Raw genomic sequence first — 18,675 nt, 5'->3', positions numbered from 1 at the left:
TCGCATCGGGCGCCGAGCCCTATCACCGCGTCTTCATCCACATGAAGGACGACGCGCCGGGCGGGGACGGGGCCGGCCGCCAAGCGGGCGCTCCAGCCGTCGCCGCCCAGAAGGCGCGCGTGCTGGCGCGCCACTTTGGCGGAGCGGTCAAGGCCGAGGACGACTACGGTCTCTTGACGTTCAGGAGCGGCGGACTGCTGTCTGCGACAGTCTCGGCCGGCGAAGTCGAAGGCCTTCTCCGCGATCCGGACGTGTCGTTCGTGGCGATCGTGCCGCGCGGAACGTTCGCGGTCCGGCCGGCCGTCGCGCCGCCTCCGCCCTCTGGCGTGAACAAGGACCAGGTGCTGGTCGCCGCGCAGAAGCTTCTCGGCGTGGACAAGCTGGCGAAGGCTGGTCTGACGGGCGCTGGCTATTCCATCGTGATGATCGACGGGGGCGTCGACCTGACGGTGAGGGCGATGAAGCGGGCGGTCGTCGACGGTTTCTGCTTCTCTCGCACGGACAAGAAACTCGGCATGACGAGTTCGTGTCCCGCCGGCGTGAAGTTCGGCGCGCGCAGCCTCGCGGCCGGATCCCAGACCTGCGCGTTCGCAGGCTGCGAGCACGGCACGATGGTGGCGTCGGTCATTGTCGGCTCGGACACGGCGAGCGAGTATCGCGGCTTTGCGCGCGACGTGAAGATCATCTCGATCAATACGTTGAGAAAGCTCGCGAAACCGGACAAGGACGGCAATCTCTACGCCATCTATTTCGACGACGTCCTGGCCGCGATCGAGCGCGTGAACGCGGAGGTCATGACGCCGAAGAAGAAAGCGCTGAAGTACCGGATCGGCGCGCTCAACATCAGCCTCGGCATGGAATGCAGCGGCTTCCGCTTCGCGTATGGGGCCGACGAAATCTACAATATGAGGCGATCTCGCAGCGTGGCGACGGTCGCGGCGGCGGGCAACGGCGGCTCCTTCGACGACGACGACGCGAAATCCGATTGGCCGGCCTGCGCCACCTACGCGGAGCGGGTCGGAGAAGTCGCGATGGATTATACGCTGGGCGAGAACCCGATCACCAATCGGGCGGATCGCTACGCGGTCAGCGAAGGCCTGCCGGTGATGGCGGCGTCCGTGGGACAGGGGCGATACGCCATGGAGCGGCGCCGGGGAACGTCGCTCGCCGCGCCGCAACTGTCGGCGGCGCATGTCTTGGGGCTGCAGGCCGGGACCATCGGGCTGCTTGCGGCTCCGAAGATTCCGATCGCGCTCGGGAAGCGCGCTCCCGGCGTGGGAGCCGAGGGAGTGGGCTACGTGCCGCGCGTCGACGCCGCCGCCGCCTCACTGCGGAGGTTCGACACCTTCGTGCCGGCGGTTCCGAAGTTCGACTACTTCAACTGGACGACGAACAGGCCGGAAATCGCTGCGGCGTGCATCGACGAAGAGAAGTATGATCGAAACATAGCGAATAACACATTTTACAAATTCAGAACGTCCGGATGCCAATCGTCAAAGATTTTTACGTTCTATGGACCAAGCTTTAGTGGAAAGAAAAACAAACTGAAGATTAAGGGGGTCGGGATGATCCGGGACGAGGTGATTGACGGCGCCTCGAACGGAGAGTGGTTCACTGCCGGCAGGGAGCGCGACAACGAGACGGTCTGGAATTGGCCGTATCCCTTCTTCAACACCGAGGCGGTGATCGTGAACGCGGAGGGAGGCGTCGTCGAACGCCTCTCCGTCAACGTCGCGAAAAAGGTCGTCAGGTGCTCTGGCCCGGCCGAGTCGACGAAGGACGAAAGCAGCACCTGCAAATGCGTCAGCGGGTGCGAGTACGACGTCGACTACAAGTAGCGGGGAGGGCGCAGGGAGACCCGCGCTTGCATGACGCTCGCGAACCGCTATCTCGATAGGCGGGCGCGAGAGGGAAGGAACTCACCTTGGTGTTTCGCAGGGACGGCGAGGCGGGAACCCGCTACGGCTCCGGAACGATGACGCGGATCTTCGGCGGCTCGCCGCTCGGCGTGCTGATCCGGCTGGCGCTGCTGTGCGTGATCGTCGGCCTGATCCTCGACCAGCTCGATCTCAACGCCTTCGAGCTGTTCCGCTGGGTCGCCGACGAGATCGAGAATCTCATCCGCAACTCCGCCGACGTGCTGCGGCTGATCGGCCGCTACTTCCTGATCGGCGCGGCGGTCGTCATCCCGATCTGGATCGTCATGCGGGTGCTCAACGTCGGCGGGCGGCGCTGACGAGCCGTCAGTCGCCGGGCCCCTCCGCCGCGACCGCTTGAGCGTCGCGGCCGACGAGAGCCGCGAGCGAGCCGACGCCCTCGCGGCCGAGCGTTGCGCTCAGTTCGGCGAGGATGCGGCGGACGAGGTCCGGACCCTCGAACACGAGCCCGCTGTAGAGCTCGACCAGCGTCGCGCCGGCGCGGATCTTGGCGAGCGCGTCGGCCCCCGACGCGACCCCGCCTACGCCGACGAGCGGCATCGCGCCTTCCATCCGCAGATGGGCCTGCGCCAGCATCCAAGTCGAGCGGCGCATCAGCGGCGCGCCCGAAAGGCCGCCGGCCTCCTTGGCCGCCGCCCCTTTCAGCGTCGCCGGGCGGGCGAGCGTGGTGTTGGAGACGATGAGCCCGTCGAAGCCGCGCGCGCGCGCCACCTCCACCACGTCGTCGAGGCCGAGCAGGTCGAGATCCGGCGCGATCTTGAGCAGCACAGGCCGTCGCGGCAGGCCTTGCGCCGCGGCCTTGTCCCGCGTTTCGATCGCGCGGGCCGCGAGGTCGTCGAGCGCGGCCTTCGCCTGCAGGTCGCGCAGGCCCGGCGTGTTGGGCGAGGAGATGTTGACGACGAAGAACGAGGCGTGGCGCGCGAAGGCCGAAATCCCGAGCGCGTAGTCGGCGGCGCGGTCCTCCGAATCCTTGTTGGCGCCGACGTTCACGCCCACGATCCCGGGGCGTCCGGCGCGGCGGGCGAGGCGGGACTCCGCCTCGCTCGCCCCGGCGTTGTTGAAGCCCATGCGGTTGACCACCGCGCGGTCCTCGGCGAGGCGGAACAGCCGCGGCTTCGGGTTGCCGGCCTGCGGGCGCGGCGTCACCGAGCCGATCTCGACGAAGCCGAAGCCGAGGCCGAGCATCGCGTCGGGCACGCGCGCGTCCTTGTCGAAGCCGGCCGCGAGGCCGACGGGGTTCGGAAAATGCAGCCCAAAGGCCTCGACCGCAAGCCGCGGATCCACGGCCGGCGGGCGGCCGCGCGGCAAGAGCTCCAGCGCCGCGAGGGTCGCCTCATGGGCGCGCTCGGGATCGAGCGCATGGAAGGCGGGCCGGACGAGCGGCCACAGCGCGCCGATCACGCCGGCGCTCCGGCAGGCGCCGCCTCGCTCGGGAAAATGTGCCGGCCGTCCTCGCCGAGCGGCAGCGCGCGGACCCAGATCGCGGCGGAGGTCGGCAGCGGCGCGTAGAGATGGGGAAACAGCGCGCCGCCGCGCGAGGGCTCCCATTTCAGCGCGTCGCCGAGCGGGGCGGTCGCGACGGCGATCAGCACGAGGTCGTTTTGATCCGCGAAATGCTTGGCGGCCGTTTCGCCGAGCTGGTCTGCGGTCGAGAAGTGGATGTAGCCGTCGGCGAGATCGACCGGCGCGCCGTCGAAGGTCCCGGCGCGCGCCGCCGCCTCCCAGAGCGCCGCGGGCGCGATCTTGTAGATGGTCGCATCGGTCATCGCGACCTCGCATCGGTTGGCGGTTGCGGAACGCAGTCCGTCATCGGACGTTGGACGGACTGGCGGCCGCGAGGTTTAGGACCACAGGGAGGCGTGAGGCAAGAGCGCGTGCGATGTCCGCTGGACATCGACGGTTAAAGGTAGTAATTCCTAGTTCTAGGTATCGTTGCCGTACTTTGAACCAAAGGCGGCCGCGAGGAGGCGACAGGCGCATGCTTGGCCATGGCCAGATATGGGCGGCGATCGACGCGCTCGCCGCAAAGAACGGGCTCTCGGCCTCGGGTCTCGCCCGCAAGTCCGGGCTCGATCCGACGACGTTCAATCGCTCGAAGCGGATCGCGGGCGACGGCCGGCCGCGCTGGCCTTCGACCGAGTCGATCGCAAAGGCGCTCGACGCGACCTCGACGCCGCTCGACGGCTTCATGGAGATCCTCACCGGGAATGGTCCGTCCGGACGGCGACGCACGGTTCCGCTGATCGGAATGGCTCAGGCGGGCGAGGGCGGCTATTTCGACGATGGCGGCTTTCCGGTCGGCCAGGGCTGGGACGAGATCGCGTTTCCGGACAACGAGCACGAAAACGCCTATGCGCTCGAGATCGCCGGCGACTCGATGGCGCCGGTCTATCGCGACGGCGACGTCGTGATGGTCGCGCCGGGCGCGCCGATCCGGCGAGGCGACCGCGTGGTGGTGAAGACCACCGAGGGCGAGGTGCTGGCCAAGGAGCTGGCGCGCCGCACCGCCAAGCAGGTGGAGCTCCGTTCGCTCAATCCCGAGCATCCCGACCGCGTTTTCGCGGCCTCGCAGGTGGCGTGGATCGCCCGGATCGTCTGGGCGAGCCAGTAGGCCGCCGCCCCGCCGGCATGCGGCGAGGTGGCGTTGGCCAGTTCTCACGCCCGGACGACGTTGTCCGGGCCGATGTCGGCGATCTTGGTCGCGCCGACCTGGCGCATGATGGTCTCGAATTCGCGCTGCATGATCTTGAGCACGGCCGCGACGCCCGGCTCGCCGAAGGCCGCGAGGCCCCAGCAATAGGGCCGGCCGATGCACACCGCCGTCGCGCCGAGCGCCAGCGCCTTGAGCACGTCGGTGCCGCGGCGGAAGCCGCCGTCGACCAGAACCGGGATCTTGCCGTCGACGGCCGCGACGACCTCCGGCAGGGCGTCGATGGTCGCCATCAGGCTCTCCTCGGCGCGGCCGCCATGGTTCGACACGATGAGGCCGTCGACGCCATGGTTCAGCGCTTCCGCCGCGTCCTCGCGCGTCATGACGCCCTTCAGCACCAGCTTGCCCTTCACGATCTTGCGCAGGCGATCGACATAGTCCCAGGTCATGCCGGTGCCGTAGAGGTTCGTGACCTTCGAGACGTCGAGGCCGTCGAACATCGGCTTGCGGCTCACCTCGTTCTTGAAGCCGCCGGCATGGCAGGCCTTGCAGTCGCGGGTGTCGTCGCGGCGCATCTCGAACAGCGTCTCGGTGTTGCGTCCGCCCTGACGGTCGACGGTCAGCACGATCGCCGGCGCGCCGGCGGCCTCGGCGCGCTTCACCATGGCCTCGGTCACCGCTCAGTCGTCGGTCGGATAGAGCATGTACCAGACCGGCGCGCCGCGCTCGGCGGTCACGTCCTCGATCGAGGTCGAGCCGACGGTGGACAGGATCATGCCGTGGCCCTGGACCTTGGCGGCGCGGGCGACCGCGGACTCGGCCTCGGGGTGGAACGCGCCCTGGCTCGAGACCGGAGCGAGCGCGATCGGGCTGTTCCAGGTCTGGCCGAAGATCGTGACGCTGGTGTCGATCTTGCGGACGTCGATCAGCCGCCGCACCCGGATGCGCAGCTTCGAGAAGGCGTCGTGATTGGCGAACAGCGTGGCGTCGTCGTCGACGCCCGACGCCAGATAGCCGTAATGGGCCGGGGGCAGGCCTGCTTGGCCGCCGGCTCGAAGTCCATCACTTCAAGCGCCTGGTCAGGCGAGGCGATGACGTCGCCGACCTTCGAGGCCGGCGCGCGCAGCACGTCGTAGCTCTGGGCGAACGCCGCTCCCGAGGCCGCGGTCAGTCCGCCGACGATCGCGCTCACGCCGGCCGGCGTCATCAGCGGGCTCGCGGCGAGAAAACGGATGAAGTTCCGGCGATCGGTCGAGATGCGGTCCGGATTGGCGCTCATCGGAAGGTCTCCATCGGCCGCGCGCCATCGTCGCCGCGCCCGGAGGACCGGGCACGGATCGGGAGAGCGCGCGAGGGGCTGGACGCTGGATGCGCCGGGAATGGGTGCGAGACGAGAATTAGACTTAGACGAAAGTCTATGTCTGCGTGATCGCAGCCGGGCGCGGGCCTGTCTAGTTCAAATCCGGCGCGGCATGGGCGCCATGCGCCTCATGCAAGCTGTGGCATGCCTGACTTTGCGGATCCTATTCGGACATGATCCGGGACCCAGAGCCGACGCCCTTCAGGCAAAAAGGCGCTTCGGCCGTGACGTCTATCTTTGAAACCGAAGCGGTTTCGGGTCCCGGCTCGAGGCCGGGACAGACGGGCGCCGCTCACTCCTCGGGAAGCGCCACCACGCCGGCCGCGCCGTCTTCCGTCCCGAAGGCGAGGCGGTCTCCCCGGCCGTCCCAGCCGAGCGCCGTGACCGCGCCGCCGTCGCCCGGATTTCGGGCGAGGATCTCGGCTCCGTCGGAGATCCGCACGATCAGCGCCGCGCCGTCCTCATAGCCGAGCGCGACGACGCCGGCTTTCGGATGCGCGGCGACGCGGGAGACGCGCGCGGGGCGGATGCCGAGCTCCTTGGGGGCTTTGCCCATCGGGCCGTCCTTGGCCTGGAACGGCCAGAGGATCGCGGCGTCCGCTCCCGCGGTCGCGAGCCACTTGCCGTCGGCGGTCCAGGCGGTCGAGCGCACCTTCCCAGGGTATCCGGACATGCGCATGTGGCCGCCGGTCGCGACGATCCAGCCATGCAGCGCATTCTCCTGCATGGTGGTGACGACGAAGCGCCCGTCGGGCGAGAACATCGCGTCGATGTGGCTGCCTTTCCAGGTCAGCTCCTTGGGCGCGCCCGTGACGCGCGGAAACCAGAGCGAGACGCCGTTGTAGCGCGAGACGGCGAGCTGGTAGCCCTTCGGCGCGAAGGCGAGGCCGCGCGCGGAGGAGGGGGCCTCGAAGGTCTTGACCTCGCCCTTGCCGTCGCGGGCGAAGACGGTCTTGCCGGACGACCACGCCACCGCGCCGTCGGCGCCGATCGCGAGCGCGTCGATCCAGCCTTTCGCGGCGCCGAGCGGCTCCGGCGTGTCGTTTCCGGTGAATCGGAGCACCTTGCCGTCGTCGCCGCCGGTGACGAGCACGTTCTTCCCCGTCGCCGCGACGTTGACCGAGCCCTGATGGGCGGGCACGCGAAGTTCGCCCTCTTCGGTGACGAACAGCACCGCGCCGTCGGCGAGCGCGAACACGGCCGCCGTCCCGATGAAGCTCGCCGAGATGACGTAAGCGCCGGCCTCGATCGGGGTCAGGCGCTCGGTGAGCGAGGGATAGCCGGCGTCGTGGGGGAGGGACATGGGAGCGAGGATCTAGCCGAGTGCGTGCTTCGAGACGCCTTGGCTGACGCCAAGGCTCCTCAGCATGAGGGAGGTTTCTGGTTCAGGAAACTCCAACGGTCCTCATGCTGAGGAGCCGGCCCGAAAGGGCCGGCGTCTCGAAGCACGCAGTTCGTTGGGAGACAGCGGCCCCTTACGCCGCGCAGGCCTCGAAGCCCTTGCGGAGCTTGGCCTCGTCGAGCTCCTTGCCGATGAAGACCATCTTCGATCGCCGCCTCTCGTCCGTCTTCCACTCGCGCTGGAGGTCGCCGTCGAGGATCATGTGGACGCCCTGAAACACGAAGCGGCGGGGCTCGTCCTTGAACGCGAGGATCCCCTTCCAGCGCAGGAAATTCGCGCCGTCGGTCTGGGCGAGTTCGTTCACCCAGGGCATGAACTTGTTGGGATCGACGTCGCCGGGGATTTCGAGCGCGACCGACTGCATGGTCTCGTCGTGATAGGTCTTCAGGCCGCCATGCGAGTGCTCGCCATGGCCGTGGTCCTTGTGCTCGAAGCCCGGCTTTTCGTGCGCATGATGGTCGTGGCCGTGATCATGATGGTGGTCGTGCCCGCAGCCGCAGTCGGGCCCGTGCTCGTGATGCTCGTGCCCGTGGTCATGGCCGTGATGGTGGTGGCCATGGTCGTGCCCGTGATGATGGTGATGATCGTCGGCCTCGAGGAAGGCAGGCTCGATCGCGAGAATTCGGTCGAGGTCGAACGCACCCTTGTCGAGCACCGCGTCGAGCGCGACGTCGCACTTTTGCGTCCGGATGACGCGCGCGTAGGGGTTGAGGCCGCGGATGCGGGCCTCGACCTCTTCGAGGTCGTGCTCGGAGACGAGATCGGTCTTGTTGAGCAGGATCACGTCCGCGAAGGCGATCTGGTTCTTGGCCTCGGGCGCGTCCTTGAGCCGCTCGGTCAGCCATTTGGCGTCGGCGACCGTCACCACGGCGTCGAGGCGCGCCTTGCGGCCCACCTCTTCGTCGATGAAGAAGGTCTGAGCGACCGGCGCGGGGTCGGCGAGGCCGGTGGTCTCGACGATGATCGCGTCGAACTGGCCCTTGCGGCGCATCAGGCCTTCGAGGATGCGGATAAGGTCGCCGCGCACGGTGCAGCAGATGCAGCCGTTGTTCATCTCGAACACTTCCTCGTCGGCGCCCACGACGAGGTCGTTGTCGATGCCGATCTCGCCGAACTCGTTGACGATGACGGCGTATTTCTTGCCGTGCGGCTCCGAGAGGATGCGGTTGAGGAGCGTCGTCTTGCCGGCGCCGAGATAGCCGGTGAGCACGGTGACGGGCGTCTTGTCGTCTTTGGCGGCGTCGAGCATGGGGCCTCCGGGGGGATTGCGCGCGTTGGAGCGGCGAGGCGGAAAGGGTCGCGCCTGATATAGCGACGGCGGGGCGGGACGTCATCCGGGCATGCGGAACGGAATTCGCGCGCTTCGAGACGCCCGCTGACGCGGGCTCCTCGAGCATGAGGATCGTTGAGTTCCGCAAACCTGCCTCATGCTGAGGAGGCCCGACGGGCCGTCTCGAAGCGCGCACCATCGGAGCGACCATGTTCGACGGCGTGATCGACCTCTCGCACCACAACCATGTGGCCGACTGGACCGCCGTGCGCAGGGCTGGGATCGTCGCCGTGATCCACAAGGCCACCGAGGGCGCGACGTTCCGTGACCCGAGGTTCCGCGAGCGGCGCGAGGCCGCGCGGGCCGCGGGCCTGCTGTGGGGCTCCTATCACTATTCGAGCGGCGTCGAGGTGGCGGCGCAGGTCGAGAACTATCTCGCCTACGCCGATCCTCAGCCCGACGAACTCGTCTGCCTCGACTGGGAGGAGAGCACGGCCGGCGCCGACATGAGCCTCGCGCAGGCCGAAGAGTTCGTGGCGCTGGTCGAGGCGCGGATCGGGCGGCCTCCGGTGGTCTATGGCGGCCGCCACCTGCGCGAGACGCTTGCGGGCGTCGAGGCGTCGCCGCTGGCGCGCTGTCGGCTCTGGTACGCGCGCTTCAGCGATGCGCCGCGGGGCGTGCCGGCGCTGTGGGCGCGCTGGACGCTCTGGCAGCACACGGACGGCGCTTCGGGCGCCGAGCCGCGCGAGGTCGACGGGATCGGCCCCTGCGATCGCGACGCCTTCGACGGGACGGAGGACGAACTCCGCGCGCGCTGGCCGTTCTAAAGATCAAGCCGCCCGATCACCGCGCCGAGCATCGCGTCGGCGGCGCCTTGCGGGTCGGGCCCAAACGCTCCGTCGAGCGCGAGCCTCGCGAAGCCGTGGACGGCCGCCCACGCCGCGATCGTCCGCGGGTCGCGCGGGCCCTCGCACTGTTCCGCCGCCTCGCCGCGAATGGCCTCGTCGAGCAGCACGAAGGCCCGGCGGGCGGCGGCGTGATAGGCCTCGTCTGAGGTGTCGATCCGCGCTTTCCGCCACATCACGTCGAACCGCGCGGGCTCGGCGATGGCGAACGCCACATAGGCGCGCGCCTGGGCGTCGAGACGGGCGCGACGGGCGGCCTCGTCTCCCGCGGGCATGGGATGTGCGGCGTTCGCGGCGACGAGCGCCTCGCAAAGTCCCTCGAAGCCGAGCCGCGCCACGGCGGTGAGCAGACCTCGGGCGTCGCCGAAATGGTGCTGGGGCGCGGCGGCGGACACGCCGGCCCGGCGCGCCGCCTCGCGCAGCGAAAACCCGTCCACGCCACGCTCGGCGATCACCTCTTCGGCCGCGCGCACCAGCGCCGCGCGGAGGTCGCCATGATGGTAGCCCTCACGCTTCTGCGAGGTCACCGCCGGAGTCTTGACAGTGTAAAGATTATCGCTCATGGTCATCTGTACGATGTAAAGATAATGGATGGCAAGCCATGCTCACCCCTGACGACGTCTTCGCAGCCTCCAACTCCATCGCGCTTGTCGGCTGGCTCGCGCTCGGCCTTTCGGCCTTCTTGGCCCGCATCCGGCCCACGGTCTGGATCTCGACCGGGATCGCGGTTCCGGCGCTCTTCGCCGTCGCCTATCTCGGTTCGCTGATCGCGGGTCTGGCCGGCGGCGCGTCGGGCGGCTTCGGGTCGATCGACGAGGTGCGGGCTCTGTTCCAGAACGACCATGCGCTGACCGCCGGCTGGATCCACTACCTCGCCTTCGACCTCATCGTCGGCACGCTGATCGCCCGCGACGCCGCGCGCGCCGGAACGCCCGCGATCCTGGTTCCGCCGACCCTCGCCTTGACGTTCCTGTTCGGTCCGGTGGGGCTGCTGACCTATGTCATCATCCGCATCGGCCAGGGCGGGCGCCTGCAGGAGAGCCTGTCATGAGCGCCGCCGCCACGTTCGACGCCGCCGCGATCCGCAGCGCCTCGCCGATCGCGGAGCTTCGGGAGCGCCAGCCGGCGCTCGCCGCGGCGGGGTTTGCGTTCCTCGCGCTGTTCGCCGTCGCCTCGGCGCTTCAGCTGTTCGACGGACGGACGCTCGACGGCGTCTCGGTCTGGACCAAGCCCGCGAAGTTCTTCCTGTCGACGGGCGTGTTCCTGCTCACCTCCGCCTGGTTCTTTGGCTATGTCCGGCCCGACCGTCGAGACGCTCCGGCGTTGCGCTGGAGCGTGCGGATCGTCATCGCCGCGGGCGTGTTCGAGCTCGGCTACATCACGCTTCAGGCGGGGCTCGGCGAACGGTCGCATTTCAACCGCGCCGACGCCGCGCATTTCTGGCTCTATGGGGCGATGGGCGCGGCCGCGCTGACGATGCTCCTGACCAAGATCCCGCTCGCGCTCGAGATCTGGCGGCGTCCTGTTCGCGGGCTCGACCCGACGCTCAGGCTCGCGGTCGTGGCGGGGATCGCGCTCACGGTCGTGCTCGGGGCGCTGTCCGGCTTGTATATGAGCCAGCAATATGGGGCAGGGCACAATGTCGGCGCGGTCGGCGGCGCGACGCCCCTGTTCGGCTGGAACCGGGCGGGCGGCGACCTCCGGGTCGCGCATTTCTTCGGCATGCATGGCGAGCAGCTTCTGCCCGTCGTCGCCGCCTTGACGACGGGCGCGTTCGGGGCGCTCGGATCGCGGCGGTTGGTCATCGCCGCGGGCGTCGCGATCGCGGCGATCACCGTCGCGGTGTTCGCGCAGGCGGTGATGGGTCAGGCCTTTCCGTTGGGGTGAGCCCAGACGTCGCCCTCTCCGCCGTCATGCCCGCGAAGACGCGGGCATGACGGCTGAGGGTCCAGCGCTCCCAAACAAAAACGGCCGGAGGTCACCCTCCGGCCGTTCGTCATTCCGCAAAGCCCGAAGGCTCAGGAAAACTCAGTCTTCGCCGCCGACGTGGCCGACATGCTTCTGGGCGTAGAGCTGCTCGCCGAGCTGGGCCACGAGGTTGAGCTGCGTCTCGAGGAAGTCGATGTGGCCTTCCTCGTCGGTCATCAGCTCCTCGAAGAGATTCTTCGACGGCAGGTCGCCGATGTCCTGGCAATAGAGCGCCGCCTCGCGATAAAGCGCGCGGGCCTCGAGCTCGGCCGCGAGGTCGCATTCGAGGATTTCCTTGACGCTCTGGCCGATCCGCAGCGGGTCGAGCACCTGCATGTTCGGGAAGCCCTCGAGGAAGATGATGCGCGTTACGAACTTGTCCGCGTGCTCCATCTCCTCGATCGACTCTTTGCGCCACTTCTTGGCGAGCTCGAGATAGCCCCAGTCGTCCAGCAGGCGGTAATGCAGCCAGTACTGGTTGATCGCGGTCATCTCGGAGCGGAGGCCGCGGTTGAGATATTCGATGACTTTCGCGTCGCCCTTCATGGCAAGCTCCCTCGCGGCGTCGCCGCCGCCGTCCCAAAACCTAGAATGCTTCTAAACTAGGTGGCGGCCACGAGCAAGCCAACCCCGAAACGCATTCCTTGGAAGCGTTATAGGGGCAGGAACGCGGATGACAGTCGGAAAACGCCGCGGTCAGCCCGCGCGGCGGCGGTCGATCGTCGCGACCTCGACGACGTCGTCGACGAAGTCCAGCACCTCGCCGACGCCATGCGTCACGGCGGGGCAGGCGGCAGGGCACGTTCCGCAAGCCGAAGCCTCGTCGGTGCGCGGCTGCAGACCCTTGATGTCGGCGAGCATGGCCCGGATCGTGCGCGCGCAGCGCCCGCATTGCGGGCTGCAGCCGAGGCAGCGATAGACCTGACCGGGCGTCTGAGGCTTGGCCTCGACGTCGCCGATCGTCGTCCGAATCTGGGCGTCGCTCAGTACGTTACAGGAGCAGACGATCATTGGGCGTCCAACGGTGGTGTCTGACGTCTCTCGAATGCAGATTAGAATAGCTATAAACTACTGATCCAACTGCATTTTATTGATACCGGCGGAGGCGTCCCGCGTCAATGTCGGGGGCGTCGTCCCACAACTTCCCCACGGTAGGTGGGTGTTTTTGCAACGCCCCGCAACCGTGCGCTTCCCCATCCTCCTTCGGACCTCAGGCTTTCGCGCGAAGCTGATTTTCTCTAGGAGCAGCCGGGCAGGGGCCGTCGTGGCCCCGGCGGCTTTCCAGAATCCGGACGTTTTCGATGGCTTCTCGCTCAGACCTTATCGCGCCGCGTTCGCCGCGCGGATTCGCCGACCGCGGCGCGGCCGAGCTGAAAGCCGTGCGCGAGATGGCCGAGGCGATCCGCGCGACCTATGAGCTCTGGGGCTTCGAGGGGCTGGAGACGCCGGTGTTTGAATACACCGACGCGCTCGGCAAGTTCCTGCCGGACCAGGACCGTCCGAACGCCGGCGTGTTTTCGCTTCAGGACGACGACCAGCAGTGGATGTCGCTTCGCTACGACCTCACCGCGCCGCTCGCGCGCTTCGTGGCGGAGAACTTTCAGCGGTTGCCGAAGCCCTATCGCAGCTATCGCTTCGGGCCGGTGTTCCGCAACGAGAAGCCGGGCCCGGGCCGCTTCCGCCAGTTCCTGCAGTTTGACGCCGACATCGTGGGCGCGCCGAACGTCACGGCGGACGCCGAGATGTGCATGATGATGGCCGACACGCTGGAGGCCGTGGGCGTCAAGCGCGGCGACTACGTCATCAAGGTCAACAACCGCAAGATCCTCGACGGCGTCATGGAGGCGATCGGCCTCGGCGGCGAGGAGAACGCGGGTCGCCGGCTGACGGTGCTGCGCGCGATCGACAAGCTCGACCGGCTGGGGCCGGACGGGGTGCGGGCGCTGCTGGGCGCCGGCCGCAAGGACGAGAGCGGGGATTTCACTAAGGGCGCGGGGCTCGATGAGGCGGCGGCGAGCCGCGTGCTGTCGATCCTCGAGGCAAAGCGCGGCTCGAACGAGGAGACGGCCGCGGCGCTCGCGGAAGCCTTCGCCGAGACCGCGACCGGCCGCGAAGGCGCCGAAGAACTGGCGACGATCGCCAAGCTCGTCGATGCGGCGGGCTACTCAGGCCGCGTCTCGGTCGATCCGGCGGTGGTGCGCGGCCTCGAATACTACACCGGCCCGGTCTACGAGGCCGAGCTTACCTTCACCGTCCACGACGACGAGGACCGCCCGATCCAGTTCGGTTCTGTGGGCGGCGGTGGGCGTTATGACGGGCTGGTCGGCCGCTTCATGGCCGAGAACGTTCCCGCCACGGGCTTCTCCATCGGCGTCTCGCGCCTGCTCGCCGCGCTCTCGGCGCTGAAGGGCGAGGAGGAGACCCGGGCGGACGGCCCGGTCGTGGTGCTCGTCATGGACCGGGACCGCATCGGCGACTCGATGGCCCAGGCCAAGCGCCTGCGCGACGCCGGGATCACGGCCGAGGTCTATCTCGGCGGCTCGGGCATGAAGGCGCAGATGAAATACGCCGACCGGCGCCGCTCCCCCTGCGTCGTCATCCAGGGCTCGGACGAGCGCGAGAAGGGCGAGGTGACGCTGAAGGACCTCGTCGCAGGCGCCGCCGCCGCCAAGGCGATCGCCGACCGCGCCGAATGGACCGAGAGCCGCCCCGCGCAGGTGACGGTGGCGGAGGACCGGCTCGTCGAGGAAGTGAAGGCGATCCTCGCCCGGCAGGCGTGAGGCGAGCCGCCTTTCTTGTCCCGGACTTGATCCGGGACCCAGAACCGACGCGCTTTCGAAATCTGGGCGGACCGGCTCGGTTCTGGATCCCGGCTCTTCGGCCGGGATGAGGGGCGCCGCGCCGACGCTCCTCATGCTGAGGAGCGGCCCGACCGGGCTGCGTCTCGAAGCACGCGGTTCGGTTCCGAGCCCGGATTCAGTCTGCGGAGAGAGCGCGAAAGCCTCAGAACGCCTTGTAGGTCACGAGCGTGTAGGTGTCGCGGACGCCGTCGATCGCGTGGACGTTCTCGCCGATGAAGTGGCCGACGTCGACGCCGTCCTCGACATGGTACTTCACGATCAGGTCGTAGTCGCCCGCGGTCGAATAGATCTCCGAATGCAGCTCTTGATCGGCGAGCATTTCCGCGACCTCGTAGGTGCGGCCGAGTTCGCATTTGATCTGGACGAAGAAGGTCTGCATGGCGGGGTCGTCTTCGGTTCGCGATGGCGGTGATTCCGCGGCCGGATTAACTGGGCCACAACCGCGCTCATGCCATGTTGGGCGCGCAAAGTCGCGACGTCACGTTGAAGGCGGATCGATGAAGACGAAAATCGCCGTGACCGAACCCTCGCCGGAGGCCGAACGCTTCCGGGAAGCGATGTCGCGCATCGCCGCCACCGTCCATGTCGTGACGACCGATGGGCCGGCGGGACGCCACGGCGCCACCGCGACCTCGGTGGTCAGCCTCACCGACCAGCCGCCGACGCTCGTCGTCTGCCTCAACCTGTCGAGCCGCAGCCACCGCATCGCGAGCCAGAACGGCATCGTGGCCGTGAACGCGCTCTCGGCCGACCAGGAGGACATCGCCCGGGCGTTCTCGCGCTCGTCGGGCGGCGCGGGCGACGACCGCTTCGCCCATGGCGAATGGGCGCCGCTCATCACCGGCGCGCCGACGCTCGCACATGCGCTCGCGGTGTTCGACGGGCGCATCGTCTCCGAGATCGTGGTGGGCACCCACGCCGCCATGGTGGTGCAGCTCGAGGCGGTCCGCTTCGCCAAGGGGCCGACCGACGGGCTGTCCTATCACCGCCGCCGCTATCGCCCCTATTCGGGCGCGGCCGGCTGAGGCCTCACCGGCTCTTCACGCGCCCGACTGCGTCCGCCCATCCCGCGAGCTTGCGGCGGCGCGTCTCGGCGTCCATCGCGGGCGAGAACCGCCGTTCGAGCCGCCAGGCTTTCGCGAACTCCGCAGGCTCCGGACAAACTCCCGCCGCAAGCCCCGCGAGATAGGCGGCGCCGAGCGCCGTGGTCTCGCGGATTTCCGGCCTGTCGACCTCGACGTCGAGGATGTCGGCGAGGAACTGCATGGTCCAGTCGCTCGCGACCATGCCGCCGTCGACGCGCAGCGCGCGGCCGACCTCGCCGCGCGGCCAGTCCGCCCGCATCGCGTCCATGAGATCGGCGGTCTGGTAGCCGACGCTTTCGAGCGTCGCGCGGGCGATTTCGGCCTGTCCGGTCCCGCGCGTCAGTCCGATCAGCGCGGCGCGCGCCTCCGGGTCCCAATGCGGCGCGCCGAGGCCGACGAAGGCCGGCACGAGATAGACGTCCTGTTCGGGATCGGCCGCCTTCGCCAGCGCCTCGGTCTCGCTCGCCTCGCGCACGAGCTTCAGCCCGTCGCGCAGCCACTGCACGGCCGCGCCGGCGACGAAGATCGCGCCTTCGAGCGCGAAGGTCCTCCGCCCGCCGAGCTGCAGCGCGACGGTCGTCAGCAGCTTGTTGTCCGAGAACACCGGAGCGTCGCCGGTGTGGAGCAGCGCGAAGGCGCCGGTGCCGTAGGTGACCTTCGCCATTCCGGGCTCGAAACAGGCCTGGCCGGCGGTGGCGGCCTGCTGGTCGCCGGCGACGCCCAGGATTCTGATCGGGCCGCCGAAAAGGCCCGGAAGCGTCTCGCCGAACGAGCCGGAGGAGTCGCGGATCTCCGGCAGTAGTGCGGCCGGCACGCCGAACCGTTCGCACAGGCGCTCGTCGAAGCGGCCCTCGGTCACTTCGTAGAGCAGGGTGCGGCAGGCGTTGGTGGCGTCGGTCGCGTGGACCGCCCCGCCAGTGAGCCGCCAGATCAGGAAGGCGTCGACTGTGCCGAAGGCGAGGTCGCCCGCCTGCGCCCGCTCGCGGGCGCCGTCCGTCTCGTCCAGCAGCCAGCCGAGCTTCGTGGCGGAAAAGTAGGGGTCGAGCACGAGGCCGGTGCGCGCTGTGACCTCGGGTTCGTCGCCCGCCTCGCGCATCGTCGCGCAGATCGCGGCCGTGCGCCGGTCCTGCCACACGATGGCGTTGGCGGCCGCCTTGCCGGTGCGCCGGTCCCACAGCACGGTCGTCTCGCGCTGGTTGGCGATCCCGATCCCTGCGACGTCGGCAGCCGTGAGGCCCGCGCGCGCCATGGCCTCGGAGACGGTCGCGACGGTCGTCGCCCAGAGGTCTTCCGGGTCGTGCTCCACCCATCCGGGCTTCGGGAAGATCTGGCGGAATTCGCGGCTTGCGGTCGCGACAGGGCGCAGTCTGGCGTCGAACACGATCGCCCGCGTCGAGGTCGTGCCCTGGTCGATCGCGACGATATGGTCCGCCATGGCGCCGGAGCTTTCCCGTCGAAGGCCTGGCCCGCAACCGAAACCTTAGGGCAAGGCCGCCGCCCGAGCCGTCGTCACACGTCCCCTCCGGGCATGAACCGGGCGAGCGTCTCGCGCTCCTCGGCGCTGAAGCGCAGGCCGAGCTTGGTGCGCCGCCACAGCACGTCCTCGGCGGTCTCGGCCCATTCGCGCGCGACGAGGTAGCGGACCTCGCGCTCGGAGAGATCGGCGCCGAACACATAGCCGAGCGCCCGCGCGCTCGTCGCGCCGTCGAGAATGTCCCAGGCCCGCGACCCATAGGTGCGGGCGAGGCGGCTCGCGAGGGCTTCGGAGAGATAAGGGTGATGGGCGGCCAGGCGGTCGGCGAGCGGCTCGGCCGCCGGCACGCCGCCGCCCGGCAGCGGCGACCGGCCGGTCCATCGGCCGGGCGGGATCGACATCGCCGGCGCGAGCTTGTCGAGCGCGGCCTCGGCGAGGCGGCGATAGGTGGTGAGCTTGCCGCCATAGATCGTGAGCAGGGGAGGGCGGCCCTCGCCGGCTTCGAGTTCGAGCGCGTAGTCGCGGCTCGCCTTCTGCGCGGCGCCGTCGCCGCCGGCGTGGAGCGCGCGCACGCCCGAAAACGCCCAGACGACGTCCTCGCGCCGGACCCCTGCGCGAAAGACGTCGCTCGCCGCCTCGCACAGATATTCGATCTCGGCCTCGCTCGGCTCGACGTGATCGGGCGCGCCGTCGTGATCGACGTCGGTGGTGCCGATCAGGGTGAAATCGTCCTCATAGGGAATCGCGAACACGACGCGCCCGTCGCGTTGCTGGAGCAGATAGGCGCGGTCGTGCTCGAACAGGCGCGGCGTGACGATGTGGCTGCCGCGCACGAGCCGGACGTCGGCGGCGGCGTTGGCGCGGAGCGACCCTTGCGCGACGGCCGGAACCCAGGGGCCGGCCGCGTTGACGAGGCCGCGGGCGCGGATCGTCGAGCGCCCCTGCGGGCCGTCGAGCGTGACGCGCCAGACGCCGCCTGTCCGCTCCGCCGCGACGCAGGCGGTGCGCGTCGCGATCGTCGCGCCGCGTTCGGCCGCGTCCATCGCGTTCAGCACCACGAGCCGCGCGTCGTCGACCCAGCAGTCGGAATATTCGAAGGCGCGGCCGTCGGGCGAGCGCAGCGACGCGCCTGCGTCGTCCCTGGCGAGGTCGATCGACCGCGAGCCCGAAAGCGTCCGCCGGCCGCCGAGGCTGTCATAGACGAACAGCCCCAGCCGGATGATCGGCCAGGCCCGCAGTCCGGGCCGATGCGGCAGCACGAATCGCATCGGCCGCACGATGTGGGGCGCGATCCGCAGCAGCGCCTCGCGCTCGGCGAGCGCCTCGCGCACGAGGCGGAACTCCATGGTCTCGAGATATCTCAGGCCGCCATGGGCGAGCTTGGTCGAGGCGGACGACGTGCCGGAGCCGAGGTCGCCCTTCTCGCACAGATGCACGGCGAGGCCGCGGCCGGCGGCGTCGCGCGCGATCCCGCAGCCGTTGACGCCGCCGCCGATGATGGCGAGGTCGTAGAGCTTCATAAGCGGAACATTCGCGCGGTTTGGCCGCGCGGCATTGCGGAAGACGACGTGCTCACGAGGCCCTTATAGCGCGCGCGATCGAAATGGGGGCGGGCCGCGAGGGGAAGTGATGCCGCACCATGGCGCAGGCGGTATCGGGGGTGACGAGACCAGGCGTGGCACGATGGCCACGCCTTGCCGGGATCGCCTGTCACGCCATTGCGTTGCAGTGCGAAAACGGGGCAAATGGCTCTCGATTTTCCG

19 protein-coding genes and 1 pseudogene are annotated in these 18,675 nt (G+C 69.1%); 8 read left to right on the top strand and 12 right to left on the bottom strand.

What is annotated here, in order from left to right:
- Window positions 1-260 precede the first annotated feature (260 nt).
- Window positions 261-1,838, top strand: coding sequence for a S8 family serine peptidase (locus tag ACFOWB_RS21725; protein WP_378149297.1), 1,578 nt, complete (start codon window positions 261-263; stop codon window positions 1,836-1,838).
- A gap of 89 nt (window positions 1,839-1,927) precedes the next feature.
- Window positions 1,928-2,236 (top strand): DUF6460 domain-containing protein, encoded by a 309-nt coding sequence (locus ACFOWB_RS21720; protein ID WP_261405806.1) that lies wholly within the window; start codon window positions 1,928-1,930, stop codon window positions 2,234-2,236.
- Between the two features lie 7 nt (window positions 2,237-2,243).
- On the opposite strand, the gene ACFOWB_RS21715 is transcribed toward ACFOWB_RS21720, so the two are convergent.
- Together ACFOWB_RS21715 and ACFOWB_RS21710 are read right to left on the bottom strand one after the other, a co-directional pair.
- Window positions 2,244-3,338 (bottom strand): quinone-dependent dihydroorotate dehydrogenase, encoded by a 1,095-nt coding sequence (locus ACFOWB_RS21715; protein WP_261402191.1) that lies wholly within the window; start codon window positions 3,336-3,338, stop codon window positions 2,244-2,246.
- Window positions 3,335-3,703, bottom strand: a complete 369-nt coding sequence (locus ACFOWB_RS21710) for a DUF952 domain-containing protein (protein ID WP_261402192.1) — start codon at window positions 3,701-3,703, stop codon at window positions 3,335-3,337. The genes ACFOWB_RS21715 and ACFOWB_RS21710 overlap by 4 nt, the downstream gene beginning before the upstream one ends.
- Window positions 3,704-3,915: 212 nt before the next feature.
- Here ACFOWB_RS21710 and ACFOWB_RS21705 point away from each other — a divergent pair, with 212 nt between their 5' ends.
- Entirely contained in the window at window positions 3,916-4,548 is a 633-nt protein-coding gene (locus tag ACFOWB_RS21705) for a S24 family peptidase (protein WP_378149294.1), read from the top strand.
- A 44-nt stretch (window positions 4,549-4,592) separates the two neighbouring features.
- On the opposite strand, the pseudogene ACFOWB_RS21700 reads toward ACFOWB_RS21705, so the two are convergent.
- The 4 genes and pseudogenes from ACFOWB_RS21700 to ACFOWB_RS21685 form a co-directional block, all read right to left on the bottom strand.
- Window positions 4,593-5,567 (bottom strand): annotated as a pseudogene (locus tag ACFOWB_RS21700) (alpha-hydroxy acid oxidase).
- Window positions 5,513-5,866, bottom strand: coding sequence for a hypothetical protein (locus ACFOWB_RS21695; RefSeq protein WP_315855072.1), 354 nt, complete (start codon window positions 5,864-5,866; stop codon window positions 5,513-5,515). Before ACFOWB_RS21695 ends, ACFOWB_RS21700 begins: the two are co-directional and overlap by 55 nt.
- A gap of 373 nt (window positions 5,867-6,239) precedes the next feature.
- Window positions 6,240-7,250, bottom strand: coding sequence for a WD40 repeat domain-containing protein (locus tag ACFOWB_RS21690; protein WP_261402193.1), 1,011 nt, complete (start codon window positions 7,248-7,250; stop codon window positions 6,240-6,242).
- Window positions 7,251-7,422: 172 nt separating this feature from the next.
- Window positions 7,423-8,598 (bottom strand): CobW family GTP-binding protein, encoded by a 1,176-nt coding sequence (locus ACFOWB_RS21685; protein ID WP_261402194.1) that lies wholly within the window; start codon window positions 8,596-8,598, stop codon window positions 7,423-7,425.
- A 230-nt stretch (window positions 8,599-8,828) separates the two neighbouring features.
- Between ACFOWB_RS21685 and ACFOWB_RS21680 the strand changes: the two genes are divergently transcribed.
- Window positions 8,829-9,446 carry a glycoside hydrolase family 25 protein gene (locus tag ACFOWB_RS21680; protein WP_261402195.1) on the top strand — a complete coding sequence of 206 codons (618 nt, stop codon included), beginning with the start codon at window positions 8,829-8,831 and terminating at the stop codon, window positions 9,444-9,446.
- Here the strand turns inward: ACFOWB_RS21680 and ACFOWB_RS21675 are convergent.
- Complete coding sequence (locus tag ACFOWB_RS21675) at window positions 9,443-10,087, bottom strand: TetR/AcrR family transcriptional regulator (RefSeq protein WP_261402196.1); 645 nt, start codon at window positions 10,085-10,087, stop codon at window positions 9,443-9,445. The two genes, ACFOWB_RS21680 and ACFOWB_RS21675, sit on opposite strands and share 4 nt — an antisense overlap.
- A gap of 38 nt (window positions 10,088-10,125) precedes the next feature.
- Between ACFOWB_RS21675 and ACFOWB_RS21670 the strand changes: the two genes are divergently transcribed.
- Together ACFOWB_RS21670 and ACFOWB_RS21665 are read left to right on the top strand one after the other, a co-directional pair.
- On the top strand, window positions 10,126-10,575 hold the full coding sequence (locus tag ACFOWB_RS21670) for an ABA4-like family protein (RefSeq protein ID WP_261402197.1): 450 nt from the start codon (window positions 10,126-10,128) through the stop codon (window positions 10,573-10,575).
- Window positions 10,572-11,411 (top strand): hypothetical protein, encoded by an 840-nt coding sequence (locus tag ACFOWB_RS21665; RefSeq protein ID WP_261402198.1) that lies wholly within the window; start codon window positions 10,572-10,574, stop codon window positions 11,409-11,411. The genes ACFOWB_RS21670 and ACFOWB_RS21665 overlap by 4 nt, the downstream gene beginning before the upstream one ends.
- 141 nt (window positions 11,412-11,552) lie before the next feature.
- Here the strand turns inward: ACFOWB_RS21665 and bfr are convergent, their stop codons facing one another.
- Both bfr and ACFOWB_RS21655 read right to left on the bottom strand, forming a co-directional pair.
- Window positions 11,553-12,038 (bottom strand): bacterioferritin, encoded by a 486-nt coding sequence (gene bfr, locus ACFOWB_RS21660; protein WP_261402199.1) that lies wholly within the window; start codon window positions 12,036-12,038, stop codon window positions 11,553-11,555.
- Between the two features lie 150 nt (window positions 12,039-12,188).
- Window positions 12,189-12,503, bottom strand: a complete 315-nt coding sequence (locus tag ACFOWB_RS21655; protein WP_261402200.1) for a (2Fe-2S)-binding protein — start codon at window positions 12,501-12,503, stop codon at window positions 12,189-12,191.
- A 290-nt stretch (window positions 12,504-12,793) separates the two neighbouring features.
- On the opposite strand from ACFOWB_RS21655, the gene hisS reads away from it, so the two are divergent.
- The gene (gene hisS / locus ACFOWB_RS21650; RefSeq protein ID WP_261402201.1) at window positions 12,794-14,272 is read left to right on the top strand and encodes a histidine--tRNA ligase; all 1,479 of its coding nucleotides are present in this window, start codon (window positions 12,794-12,796) and stop codon (window positions 14,270-14,272) included.
- 223 nt (window positions 14,273-14,495) lie between these two features.
- Here the strand turns inward: hisS and ACFOWB_RS21645 are convergent, their stop codons facing one another.
- Complete coding sequence (locus tag ACFOWB_RS21645) at window positions 14,496-14,732, bottom strand: Lrp/AsnC family transcriptional regulator (protein ID WP_261402202.1); 237 nt, start codon at window positions 14,730-14,732, stop codon at window positions 14,496-14,498.
- A 118-nt stretch (window positions 14,733-14,850) separates the two neighbouring features.
- Here ACFOWB_RS21645 and ACFOWB_RS21640 point away from each other — a divergent pair, with 118 nt between their 5' ends.
- Window positions 14,851-15,378 (top strand): flavin reductase, encoded by a 528-nt coding sequence (locus ACFOWB_RS21640; RefSeq protein WP_261402203.1) that lies wholly within the window; start codon window positions 14,851-14,853, stop codon window positions 15,376-15,378.
- A gap of 4 nt (window positions 15,379-15,382) precedes the next feature.
- On the opposite strand, the gene glpK is transcribed toward ACFOWB_RS21640, so the two are convergent.
- Together glpK and glpD are read right to left on the bottom strand one after the other, a co-directional pair.
- Window positions 15,383-16,873 carry a glycerol kinase GlpK gene (gene glpK / locus ACFOWB_RS21635; protein ID WP_261402204.1) on the bottom strand — a complete coding sequence of 497 codons (1,491 nt, stop codon included), beginning with the start codon at window positions 16,871-16,873 and terminating at the stop codon, window positions 15,383-15,385.
- A 74-nt stretch (window positions 16,874-16,947) separates the two neighbouring features.
- The gene (glpD, locus tag ACFOWB_RS21630; RefSeq protein ID WP_261402205.1) at window positions 16,948-18,432 is read right to left on the bottom strand and encodes a glycerol-3-phosphate dehydrogenase; all 1,485 of its coding nucleotides are present in this window, start codon (window positions 18,430-18,432) and stop codon (window positions 16,948-16,950) included.
- Window positions 18,433-18,675 lie beyond the last annotated feature (243 nt).

Source organism: Chenggangzhangella methanolivorans, from assembly GCF_042648545.1.
GTDB classification, from domain to species: domain Bacteria; phylum Pseudomonadota; class Alphaproteobacteria; order Rhizobiales; family Methylopilaceae; genus Methylopila; species Methylopila methanolivorans.
Note: the sequence above shows the minus strand (reverse complement) of the source record. Positions and strands in the feature narration are given on the sequence as shown.

What these genes read in the sequence shown, in the direction of transcription:
- ACFOWB_RS21670 (WP_261402197.1), top strand. Translation starts at nt 10,126, where the DNA reads ATGCTCACCCCTGACGACGTCTTCGCAGCCTCCAACTCCATCGCGCTT.
- ACFOWB_RS21710 (WP_261402192.1), bottom strand. Translation starts at nt 3,703, where the DNA reads ATGACCGATGCGACCATCTACAAGATCGCGCCCGCGGCGCTCTGGGAG.
- ACFOWB_RS21690 (WP_261402193.1), bottom strand. Translation starts at nt 7,250, where the DNA reads ATGTCCCTCCCCCACGACGCCGGCTATCCCTCGCTCACCGAGCGCCTG.
- ACFOWB_RS21680 (WP_261402195.1), top strand. Translation starts at nt 8,829, where the DNA reads ATGTTCGACGGCGTGATCGACCTCTCGCACCACAACCATGTGGCCGAC.
- hisS (WP_261402201.1), top strand. Translation starts at nt 12,794, where the DNA reads ATGGCTTCTCGCTCAGACCTTATCGCGCCGCGTTCGCCGCGCGGATTC.
- ACFOWB_RS21675 (WP_261402196.1), bottom strand. Translation starts at nt 10,087, where the DNA reads ATGAGCGATAATCTTTACACTGTCAAGACTCCGGCGGTGACCTCGCAG.
- ACFOWB_RS21685 (WP_261402194.1), bottom strand. Translation starts at nt 8,598, where the DNA reads ATGCTCGACGCCGCCAAAGACGACAAGACGCCCGTCACCGTGCTCACC.
- glpD (WP_261402205.1), bottom strand. Translation starts at nt 18,432, where the DNA reads ATGAAGCTCTACGACCTCGCCATCATCGGCGGCGGCGTCAACGGCTGC.
- ACFOWB_RS21645 (WP_261402202.1), bottom strand. Translation starts at nt 14,732, where the DNA reads ATGCAGACCTTCTTCGTCCAGATCAAATGCGAACTCGGCCGCACCTAC.
- ACFOWB_RS21665 (WP_261402198.1), top strand. Translation starts at nt 10,572, where the DNA reads ATGAGCGCCGCCGCCACGTTCGACGCCGCCGCGATCCGCAGCGCCTCG.
- glpK (WP_261402204.1), bottom strand. Translation starts at nt 16,873, where the DNA reads ATGGCGGACCATATCGTCGCGATCGACCAGGGCACGACCTCGACGCGG.
- ACFOWB_RS21655 (WP_261402200.1), bottom strand. Translation starts at nt 12,503, where the DNA reads ATGATCGTCTGCTCCTGTAACGTACTGAGCGACGCCCAGATTCGGACG.
- ACFOWB_RS21640 (WP_261402203.1), top strand. Translation starts at nt 14,851, where the DNA reads ATGAAGACGAAAATCGCCGTGACCGAACCCTCGCCGGAGGCCGAACGC.
- bfr (WP_261402199.1), bottom strand. Translation starts at nt 12,038, where the DNA reads ATGAAGGGCGACGCGAAAGTCATCGAATATCTCAACCGCGGCCTCCGC.
- ACFOWB_RS21705 (WP_378149294.1), top strand. Translation starts at nt 3,916, where the DNA reads ATGCTTGGCCATGGCCAGATATGGGCGGCGATCGACGCGCTCGCCGCA.
- ACFOWB_RS21695 (WP_315855072.1), bottom strand. Translation starts at nt 5,866, where the DNA reads ATGAGCGCCAATCCGGACCGCATCTCGACCGATCGCCGGAACTTCATC.